Genomic DNA, 5,922 nt, shown 5'->3' with positions numbered 1-5,922 from the left:
ACCCACCACCCCGGGCCGCCCCCCCCCCCACGGGGGGGCGGCCCGGCCGCTTCCCGCGGAGGAACCGCCCCATGACCACCCGCAAGAGCAAGAACCCACCGCCGTTCACGATCGACTGGAAGGCCGGCCACGGGGTGCTGTCCGGCACCGTCAACGGCACCCTCGGCGCCCTCACCACCGCCAGCCTCGGCCACGCCACCGGCATGCCCGCCGGCTGGGCGCTCGCCGCCGGCGCGGCCGGAGCCCTCGGCGCCACGCTCGCCGCCACCCGCCGGCGGCTGACCGCCGCCACCACGACGTTCCGCGCCGCCTGCTGGCTCACCGCCGGCGGCTGGACCTCGTGGGCGATCGCCCACGGCGGCCCCTTCACCTGGCCCCACCTCGGCTCCCTGGCGGTGGCCGGGATCGCCACCGGCACACTGGCCCCGGTCCTCGCCGGACACGAGCAGGTCGAGCAGGAGGCAAGGCGGCACCTGCTGCTGATCGGCGCCCGCCGGCAGATGGCCGCCGACTGGACCAACCGCATCAAGCGCGTCTGCAACGTCGACGTGGTGGTGCTCGGCATCGAGCACTGGCCGTCCGGCGCCGGCTACACCCTGGAGCTGGAGCTGCCCGAGGGCGGCACCACCCGCCGTGCCATCACCGACCGCACCGAGGCCCTCGGCTCCGATTTGGACCTGCCCGAGGGCTGCGGTCTCCAGACGTCGCCCGGCATCTCCCGGCGCCGGGTGCTGGTCATGGTGACCACCAAGTCCCTGGCCGGCGTCGAGCTGCCCTTCCCGGTCGACGAGTTGGCCGAGGTCACCACGGTCAACAATCCGGTCCCGGTCGGGCTGCTCTCGGACGGGGCGCGGGCGGAGTTGGACCTGCGGCAGGCGTCCACGATCGTCACCGGCCCGACCGGGTCCGGCAAGACGAACTGGCTGCACGCCCTGATCGCCCTGCTGAATCAGACCAACGACACCCTGGTGTGGGTGATTGACCTCAACGCCGGATCGATCGGCTTGCCCTGGCTGAACGCCTGGCGCGACGCCCAAATCCACCGCGCCGGCTCGCGCTGGGCCGAAGCGGACATCCCGGTGCCGGGCGTGGACTGGGTCGCCTCGACCCCGGCGGAGGCGAAGCGGATGCTGGAGGCGGCGGTGCGGATCGCCAAGCGCCGCAAGGTCGCCTACCAGGACGCCATGCGCGACGCCAACGACGACAAGCTCCCGGTCGGCCCCGACATCCCGGAGATCGTGATCGTCATGGATGAGGGCGCCGAGGTCGCCGCCACCCGCGAGGCCCGCCAGGTGCTCGCCGGGGTGTCGGAGGTGATCCGGATCGCCCGGGCCATGGCGATCCGGGCCGTGGTCTCCGTGCTGCGGGTGACGCAGGACGTCATGCCGGACCCGCTGGTCCGCAAGATGGCGTCCAACCGGGTCGCGACCGGGGCGTTCGAGGACTCCGAGCTCGGCCACCTCTTCGGCTGGCGCGCCCTGCGCGCCGAGGACAGCTTCGACGGGCCGGGTTCGCTGCTGGTCGGCACCGAGGGCAAGCAGCCCGCCAAGGGCCGCCAGTGGCGCATCACCCCCGCCCAGATCGAGGACGTCTGCGCCCGCACCGCCCACCGCCGCCCCCAGCTCGACGCGCCGTCGCTGGAGGCCGCCGGCCCGGACTACGTGAACCGGTGGCTGATCGAGCGCTGCGGCCACCTGTGGAGCGAGCCCACCCCGGTCCCGGCCGGCGGCCCCGCACCGGCACCCGCGGCGGGCGACACCGAGCGAGGGCTGAACACCGGCCCGCTGCCCGGCGGGTGGAAGCACACCGCCCACTGGGACCAGACCCCGGCCGTCGACCCGGACGACCTGGAATCGATCTGGCTGCTGCCCCCGGCGGACGAGCCCGGCAGCGGCGGCGCGAGCGCCACCGACTGGTCCGACCCGTCCACCTGGACCAGCGGCCGCGAGCCGGCCACCCCGGAGGAGCCCGGCGCCAAGGACGCCGCGCTGGCCCTGCTGCTCTCCGCCGGGCCGAACGGGACCGGCGCGTCCGCGATGGAGAAGGTCCTGCGGCCCGAGTTCGGCACCACCCGGCCGACGATCGTCGGCTGGCTCAAGGCGTGGGCGGAGGCGGGCGAGGTCGTCCGGGTCGGCGAGGGCAGCAAGGCCCGCTACGTCCACCACCGGCACGCCCCGCAGCCGCCCGCCGAGGACTGACCCGCGGCGCCTGTCTGTCGCCTGTCGTCCCCGCTGCGTGGAGAGGGGTTCGGACGCTCCCGGGCCTGTCATCCCCCTGTCTGACCTGCGGGACTACAGGCGACAGACAGGCGACAGGCAACAGGCGACAGACAGGCCACACAACAGGCAGCCAACAGGCACCACGGCGCCGCCCGGACCCTCCGGGCGGCGCCGCCCGCACCCCGTACCGACGCCCGGAAAGGGACCCCAGCTCGTGATCGTCTCCATCAGCCTGACCGTCCTGTTCGCCACCATCAGCGTCCTGCTGATCCGCGGCCGGCGCGTCTCCCTGCCCACCGCCGGAACGCTCTGGCTGTCCGGCTTCACCCTCGCCTCCACCGGCGCCGCCGGACCCGTCAACACCTTTCTAACCGCCCTGGCCGCCCTCATCACCCACCACTGACCCAGCCCCGAGGAGAGCACCGCCATGCACAACGCCCCGCTGCACGCGCCCGCTCCGGCGGTGCTCTACACCGCCGACGGCCAACCCCTCTACACCGCACCGCCCACCGCCGCCCCGCTCACCGTCTACCGGCCTGCACCGGCACCGCACCTGACGCGCCAGCAGGCCGCGGCGCCGATCGAGCCCACCGCCGTCTACCTGCCCAGCCCGGCCCCGGCGGCGGGCCGGGACGTGTGGCCGGCCCGGCTGCTCGCCGGCGGGATCGGCGCCGGCGCCGCCGGCATCGGTCTCGGCTTCCTGTTCCAGGCGGTCGCCGCCGCCACCACCGGGCTCGGCCTGCTCGCCGCCGTCCTCGCCCTCGCCTGGCTCCTCAAGAACACCGGAGGCAGCGGCCGAGGCGGCGCCGTGAACCTGTCCGTCAACGTCTCCAACCGCAACCGCTGACCCCGGCCTGTACCGACCGGCCGTGCCGCCCGCGCCACCGCCGCCACCAGCGGCCGGCGCGCGGGCGGTGCGGGGGACGGACAGACCCGCTCCCGACACCACCGAGCGCCCCTGGGAGGGCCCCGTGTCCGTGGGAGAGACCCCGATCACCGTCGTCGGCAACCTCACCGACGACCCCGAACTGCGCTTCACCCCCACCGGCGTGGCGATGGCCCGCTTCACCATCGCCTCCACCCCGCGCACCTGGGACAAGACCGCCGGCCAGTGGAAGGACGGCACCGCGCTGTTCCTGCGCACCACCGCCTGGCGCGAGATCGCCGAACACGCCGCCGACACCCTGACCAAGGGCATGCGCGTGGTCGCCACCGGCCGACTCGTCCAGCACAACTGGCAGACCCCCGAGGGCGAGAACCGCTCCATGCTCGGCCTCGACCTCGACGACATCGGCCCCAGCCTCAAGTTCGCCACCGCCACCGTCACCAAGACCCAGCGCACCGGCACCACCGGGCCGGCCCCGGCCGCCGACGACCCGTGGGCCGCCGCCAGGACCGCCCCCGCCCCGGCCGGCGCCGCGCCGACCGCGGAGCCCCCGTTCTAGGCAGCCCCACACAGCTCGATCAGCACAAAGCCCCGCAGCGGCCGTCATTTCTTGGCAGAGAGCGGCTGCTGCGGGGCCCATCCAGTCCGTACGAGACGAACCAGGACTCCAGCATGCCCGAGTTCACCACCCGCACGCTCGCCCTCACCGACGACAAGACCGACAAGGCCCGGGCGTCCGACGGCCGCTCCCGCTTCGGCGTCTACCTCGCCAACAACAGCCCCCTGCTCAACGACTTCGGCGACCCGCTCAGCCCGGCCGAATTCGCCCGCGCCGCCTGGCGGATCGCCACCGCCCCGGTCATGGCCCCCGGCTACGTCCACCTCCGCCCCGACCTCCACACCATCACCCTCACCACCCAGGGCGAGGACACCGACGACCTGGCCCTGCGGATCGAGGTCCCGCTGCGGCACCGCGCCCTGGCCACCTGGCCCGCCCGCATGGTCGCCGACTGGCAGCCGGACCCGTGGGCCACCGGACGCGCCGGCTTCACCGCCCTCGCCCGGCCCGACCGCACCGACCGCACCTCCCTGCTCCTCACCGCCACCGTCCTCATCCCGGTCCCCGCCGACCTGTTGGTCGCCCCGTCCAGCACCCAGCTGAGCCCGGACATGACCCGGCAGGCCAAGCAGGTCATCGCCGCCCTGGTCGGCCACGTGAACGCGCACGCCCACCTGGTCAACGACCTCACCGCGGGAGCCCTCCGGTGACCCCGGGGCGGGTGCCGCCGCTGGGCGGCGCCACCGACAGCATCTGGCTGGCCGTGCTGGCCGCCGCGGCCGGCCGCTGCCAGTGCCGCGGCGCCTGCGGCAAGAACCACGCCAAGGACGGTGGCCGCTGTAAGCGCGAGCACGGCGGCTACCAGCAGCACCACGGTGGCGGCACCGTCCGCCTGATCGTCGCCCCCGCCGACCCGGCCGACTTGTTGCTGCCCCCGCACCGCACGGCGGCCCTGCCCAAGCGCGCCCTCGCCACGTGGTGCCCGACCTGCCACGACGGCGCCCGCACCCTCGCCCGCCGCCAGCAGCGCACCACTACCCCGGTCGCCGAGCCGGACAGCCTGTTCGACCTGTGACCCTCCGCCCGCCGCCGGCCCGTGCGCGGGCCGGCGGCGGGCGCCCCTGGAAGGACCACCCGCGGATGACCGCACCCAACACCCTGCTCACCGCCGCCCTGGCCGCCGCCGAGCGCGGCCACCACCTCTTCCCGCTCCACCCCGGCAGCAAGCGCCCCGCCCTGCACGCCGAAGACCACTGCCCCCGCACCGGCCCCTGCACCACCAGCCACCAACGCTGGGAGCAGCGCGCCACCACCGACCCCGCCGCGATCCGCCGGGCGTGGGGCCACGGCCCGTACAACATCGGTGTCGCCACCGGCCCATCTGGGTTGGTGGTGGTTGATCTGGACGTGCCCAAGCACCCCGGCGACACCCCGCCCGAGCCGTGGGCGACGCTCGGGGTTCGGGACGGCGCCGACGTCCTCGCCGCCCTGTGCGAGCGGCACCGGCAGCCGTACCCGGTGGGCACGTTCACCGTCCGCACCCGGCTTGGCGGGCTGCACCTGTACTTCGCCGCCCCGTCCGGCCTCGCCCTGCGGAACAGCAGCGGCGACCGGGGTCGCGGGCTCGGCTGGAAGATCGACACCCGGGCCGCCGGTGGCTACGTGGTCGCTCCCGGCTCGGTGGTCGGCGGCCGGCCGTACACCGTCGAGCACGACGCCGAACCGGTCCCGCTGCCCGCCTGGCTGGCCGCGCTCCTGGCCCCACCTGCGCCAGCAGCGCGGCCGATTCGGGCCGTTTCCTGTGTCCGTGCCGGACGCGCCGGTGGGTATGCGGCGGCGGCCCTGCGCAATGAGGCCGCCAACGTCGCCACCGCCGCGGAGGGCACCCGCAACTGGGCCCTCACCCGCGCCGCCCGCGCCCTGGGCCGCTTCATCGCCAACGGCCAACTCGGCCGCGGCGAAGTCGAAGACGCTCTTAAGGCAGCAGGCGAGGCGGCCGGCCTGCCCCCGCGCGACGTCGACGCGACCATCCGCAGCGCCCTCACCTGGTCCATCGCCAACAACCCCACGGGAGACGCCGCATGACCGCCCCCCAGCCCCCCGCCCTTAAGAGCCAGAACACCGGCCCCGACGGCACCGTGGTCGAGGACGGCGCCGCCCTGCTCGACGCCGTCGAGGCCCACCACCGCCGCTTCAACGTCTTCCCCTCGGAGGCCGCGTACGTCGCCGTGGTGCTGTGGGACGCCCACACCCACCTC

Annotated in this window: 7 protein-coding genes; all 7 read left to right on the top strand. The window is 75.0% G+C overall.

Annotated features, from left to right (window positions below):
• Window positions 1-71: 71 nt before the first annotated feature.
• The 7 genes from AB0442_RS38160 (at window position 72) to AB0442_RS38130 (ending at window position 5,749) form a co-directional block, all read left to right on the top strand.
• A complete protein-coding gene (locus AB0442_RS38160) occupies window positions 72-2,198 on the top strand; it encodes a hypothetical protein (RefSeq protein WP_366168129.1) in 2,127 nt (708 codons plus the stop codon).
• Between the two features lie 235 nt (window positions 2,199-2,433).
• Window positions 2,434-2,622, top strand: coding sequence for a hypothetical protein (locus tag AB0442_RS38155; RefSeq protein WP_366168128.1), 189 nt, complete (start codon window positions 2,434-2,436; stop codon window positions 2,620-2,622).
• A 24-nt stretch (window positions 2,623-2,646) separates the two neighbouring features.
• Entirely contained in the window at window positions 2,647-3,066 is a 420-nt protein-coding gene (locus AB0442_RS38150; protein ID WP_366168127.1) for a hypothetical protein, read from the top strand.
• Between the two features lie 124 nt (window positions 3,067-3,190).
• Window positions 3,191-3,664, top strand: a complete 474-nt coding sequence (ssb, locus tag AB0442_RS38145; RefSeq protein WP_366168126.1) for a single-stranded DNA-binding protein — start codon at window positions 3,191-3,193, stop codon at window positions 3,662-3,664.
• A gap of 113 nt (window positions 3,665-3,777) precedes the next feature.
• A complete protein-coding gene (locus AB0442_RS38140; protein ID WP_366168125.1) occupies window positions 3,778-4,374 on the top strand; it encodes a hypothetical protein in 597 nt (198 codons plus the stop codon).
• Window positions 4,371-4,739: a hypothetical protein gene (locus tag AB0442_RS38135; protein WP_366168124.1), complete on the top strand. Its 369-nt coding sequence runs from the start codon at window positions 4,371-4,373 to the stop codon at window positions 4,737-4,739. Before AB0442_RS38140 ends, AB0442_RS38135 begins: the two co-directional genes overlap by 4 nt.
• A gap of 65 nt (window positions 4,740-4,804) precedes the next feature.
• Window positions 4,805-5,749, top strand: coding sequence for a bifunctional DNA primase/polymerase (locus AB0442_RS38130; RefSeq protein WP_366168123.1), 945 nt, complete (start codon window positions 4,805-4,807; stop codon window positions 5,747-5,749).
• Window positions 5,750-5,922 lie beyond the last annotated feature (173 nt).

Origin of the sequence: Kitasatospora sp. NPDC085895 (assembly GCF_040702125.1) — a bacterium.
Taxonomy (GTDB): Bacteria; Actinomycetota; Actinomycetes; order Streptomycetales; family Streptomycetaceae; genus Kitasatospora; species Kitasatospora arboriphila.
The sequence above is the reverse complement of the archived record's forward strand: the minus strand, read 5'-3'. Positions and strand labels throughout refer to the sequence as shown.

Bases quoted from the DNA above. Each gene is read 5' to 3' on its own strand.
- AB0442_RS38130 (WP_366168123.1), top strand. From the start codon at position 4,805: ATGACCGCACCCAACACCCTGCTCACCGCCGCCCTGGCCGCCGCCGAG.
- AB0442_RS38140 (WP_366168125.1), top strand. From the start codon at position 3,778: ATGCCCGAGTTCACCACCCGCACGCTCGCCCTCACCGACGACAAGACC.
- AB0442_RS38150 (WP_366168127.1), top strand. From the start codon at position 2,647: ATGCACAACGCCCCGCTGCACGCGCCCGCTCCGGCGGTGCTCTACACC.
- AB0442_RS38160 (WP_366168129.1), top strand. From the start codon at position 72: ATGACCACCCGCAAGAGCAAGAACCCACCGCCGTTCACGATCGACTGG.